The organism is Elioraea sp. (assembly GCF_051860475.1).
Lineage (GTDB): Bacteria > Pseudomonadota > Alphaproteobacteria > Acetobacterales > Acetobacteraceae > Elioraea.
Map to the genome: position 1 here is coordinate 1 of NZ_JBHYDW010000273.1, position 2,059 is coordinate 2,059.

At 73.6% G+C, this 2,059-nt stretch carries 1 protein-coding gene; it reads left to right on the forward strand.

What is annotated here, in order from left to right; all coding sequences use genetic code 11:
* A partial coding sequence (locus tag ACTIFU_RS23575) for a PAS domain S-box protein (RefSeq protein WP_439580767.1) occupies positions 1-2,059 on the forward strand: 2,059 nt, incomplete at both ends.

Sequence of the window (2,059 nt, forward strand, 5' to 3'; positions counted from 1 at the left end):
GTGCTTCGCTCGGTGCCCGGGATCTCGGCGGCCTATCTGGGATGGCCGGACGGGAGCTTCGTGCTGCTGCGCCCGATCGGGCCGCACCGGGAGCGCCTGGCCGCGCCTCCGGGCGCCGCGTGGCTTGCGCAGTGGGCAAGCCCGGAGGGGGCGCGGTTCGAATTCCTGGACGAGGGGCTCGGGCTGACCGAACGGCGCGATGACGTGGACTATCCGTTCGATCCCCGTTTGCGCCCCTGGTTCCGCGAGGCGAACCTCACGGCCGAGACCGTCGTCACCGCACCGTATCTTTTCTTCACCACATTGGAGCCGGGCATCACCGCCGCGCGCCGCGCCTCCTCGGGTGCCGTCGCCGGGGTCGACGTCGCGCTCTGGGAACTGTCCGAGCGGCTGTCGGCGGGACGCCTGACGGCGGGTGCGGAGGCTGTCGTGCTCGACGCGACCGGGGGGGTGATGGCGGACGCGAGCAGCGAGCGCCTGCGCCGTCTGGTCGCCGGCCGAACACCCACCCCGGCCTCTCCCGCGAGCGAGATCCTGCCGCGCGCCGATGAGCTCGGCACGCCCGTGCTCGCTGCGCTCTCCGAGCGCTGGCGCGCCGAGCGCGTGCCGTTCGATGGGCGGCTGAGGGCGGCCGGCGAGGACTGGCTTGCGACGATCGTGCCGCTCAGCCTGCCGGGCACCACATTCGTCATGGCCGCTCCGGAACGCGCGCTCGACCTGGGGCCGAGAGCGATCCGCGCGCGGCTGCTCCAGATCGCCGGGTTGGCGCTGCTGCTCGCGGTGCCGGTGGTCTGGCTGGCGGCACGCCTGATCGCGCGGCCGGTTGCAACCTTCGCGCGCGAGACCCAGGCCGTCGCGCGGCTCCAGTTCGAGCACGTGCCGAGGCTCGACACGCGCGTGCGCGAGCTTGCGGAGCTGGACGACGCGATCGCCGCGATGCGGACCGCGCTTGGCGGGTTCACGGCGGTCGCGCAGGGCATTGTCGCCGCGGAAGAGTCCCCTGCGCTGCTTGCCGGCACGCTCGACGCGGTGCTGGCTGCGGCCGAGGGCGATCGGGGCGCGGCGTGGCTCCTGACCGAGGGTGAGCTGCGGCTCGCGGCGGTGCGAGGGGCGCCGGGCGCGGACGTCCCCGACGCGCCCGAGGGCACCGATCTCGCCGGCCGGATCGCGGCGGCGACGTCACCTCTGGTCGAGACCATCGCCCAAGGCGATCCGGTTCTCGGGCCGCTCGCGGGTGGGTCCGGGCCGGTCGCGGTGCTCGGGATTCCGCTGCGGACCCGCAACGGCGACGTCGTCGGCGCGATCGCGGTGGCGCGCAAGGCCTCGGCCGACGTGGCCTTTCCGCCGCCGATCCTGGCCCTCGCCGATGCGATCGCGCGGCCGGTCGCGCTCGCGATCGATCGCCGCCGGCTGATCGCCGCGCAGCGCGCGAGTCTCGATCAACTCCGCCTGCTCGAGACCGCGATCGCGCGGTTGAACGACGTGGTGATCATCACCGAGGCCGATCCGCTCGACGCGCCCGACGGGCCGAGGATCGTGTTCGTGAACGAGGCATTCGTGCGGCTGACGGGCTGGTCGCCCGGCGAGGCGATCGGGCGCACGCCGCGGATGCTTCAGGGTCCCGACACCAGCCGCGAGGAGCTCGACCGGATCGGCGCGGCTCTCAGGCGTGGCGAGCCGGTCCGTGCGGAGGTGGTCAACTACACCAAGGCGGGCGCGCCGCTCCGGTTCGAGCTCGACATCGCGCCGATCGCGACGGCGGCCGGCCGCATCACCCACTTTGTCGCGGTCGAGCGCGAGACGACCGAGCGGCACAGGCTCGAGGAGCGACTGAGGCAGTCGCAGAGGCTCGAGGCGCTCGGCCAGCTCACCGGCGGGGTGGTGCACGACTTCAACAACCTGCTGACCGTGATCCTCGGCAATGCCGAGACGCTTGCCGACGATCTGGCCCATGATGATCGGCTGCGCCGGCTCGCCGAGATGACCGCGAACGCGGCTGAACGCGGCGCGGAGCTGACCGACCGGCTGCTCGCCTTCGCCCGCCGGCGCCCGCTCGAGC